Below are 1581 nucleotides of genomic sequence, written 5' to 3' on the forward strand. Positions count from 1 at the left end.
CCTGAATCCGTGAAGCCGGCGCCGACACTTTCCCTATCACCGCCAGCGAGCACTTTTTGATCATTCGCCCCGTGCAAGTTGGCTTTCGCAAGCCCGTTATTGCCAAAACCCACCGTGCTGATCGGTGCTGACGGCCCGTTTTGTCATGCCTTTCCACCCGCCAGGCACGACATATCTGGCGATCGCGTGTCGCTTGGAACTGCTTGTGGATAGAGTGTCGCCGATTGACGGTCAGCATGGCGTTCCTCGTGGATAACGCAGTCGGCTCCGCAGCGTCTTGAGCACCGTCATGCGCCCGATATCCTGCCCGAAGTCGAGGATGATCTGCCGTGCCTTGTGAATCACGAGAGCCGCACGGTGCACCAACTCTTGTAGCACGGTGCGCAGCCGGCGCCGCTTGGCCGGGTGGCGAACCGGGCTCAGCTCGCCGGTCATGCCTAGCTGTCCCATCAGGCGCAGGATGTTGTAGGCCAACTGGGCGAGATGCAGGATCAGATCGTTGGTGGCGAACTTGCCGGACGGCAAGCGCTCCAGGTCGAGATCGGTCTTGATCTCGCTGTGAAACTGCTCATGGGTGGCATGCGCCTGGTAGCGCTTGATCACCGCCTCCGGCGCCTCGTCCAGGCTGGTCCACCAGCCTTCCAACTCATAGTCCGGTTCGAGCAGCAACTGGCCATCGCGATCGGCGGTGCGCTCTACCAGGCGCATCACGCGTTGGACGACGTATTCGGTCTTGTTGTCGTCGTGGATCGAGACGGTCTGCGGCCACAGCGCCTGGCGCTTGCCAGGACGCAGCTCTTCCCAGTAGTCCGCCGCCACCGCCAGCCAGGTATCTCGATCAGCCGTGGCCGAGCCGCGCGGGTTCCATTTGACGACATAGTCGAGCCGGCGCCCCTCGTCGGCAAAGACCTGGCGTTGCTGTTCGAGAAGCGCCAGGTGCGCCTGGCTGTCGAAGCCGCTGTCCTCGCGTAACAGGATCGGTTGCTTGGTCAGGCCTTGGGTGCGAGGCAGCACCCGCTCCAGGAAGGCGTTGCTCTCCTTCATGGTGTGCTGCTTGCCAGGCCGCAGTTCCAGACCCAGGCACCACCCTTCGTTGCCCAGATAGGCGGCGATCGGGGTGTAGCCATCGACCTTCTGGTAGGTCCGCGAGACGCCTTCCTTCTTCGAGTTGCTGTTGTCCATGACGAAGGTGTCGATGTCCAGGCAGACGTGCGTCGTCTCGGCGGTGATCGGTGCTTCGATCAGTGACAGCAGGGTCGTGGACCAGGTGGCGGTGCGCGCCTGCAGGTCGTTGGCGGCAAGTTTCTCCAGCCGCTGTCGCAGCGTCGCCGCGCTCGGCACCTTCTGCAGGGTCAGCAGTTGTTGGAAGGGCTTGTCGCGGCGGAAGTTCTCGACAGCGTCATAGTCGCTCATGCCCAGACACAGCAGGCCCAGGTAGCTCTTGATCACGTCACTGGTGCGCATGCCCAGCGTGGTGGGGAAGCGGCTGTCGATGCTGTCGACGCCAGCGATCTCGAAGCATTGCCCGATGATGGACAGCCCGGCGTGGCTGGTGAGGGTGCGGCGACTGGCGCGGAACTT

Annotated in this window: 1 protein-coding gene; it reads right to left on the bottom strand. The window is 63.1% G+C overall.

What is annotated here, in order from left to right:
- Positions 1–231 precede the first annotated feature (231 nt).
- The coding region (locus tag AACZ75_RS15665) for an IS1380 family transposase (protein WP_339874151.1) at positions 232–1581 on the bottom strand (1350 nt) is incomplete at its 5' end.

Source organism: uncultured Brevundimonas sp. (genome assembly GCF_963975535.1).
In the GTDB taxonomy this organism is placed as follows: Bacteria; Pseudomonadota; Alphaproteobacteria; order Caulobacterales; family Caulobacteraceae; genus Brevundimonas.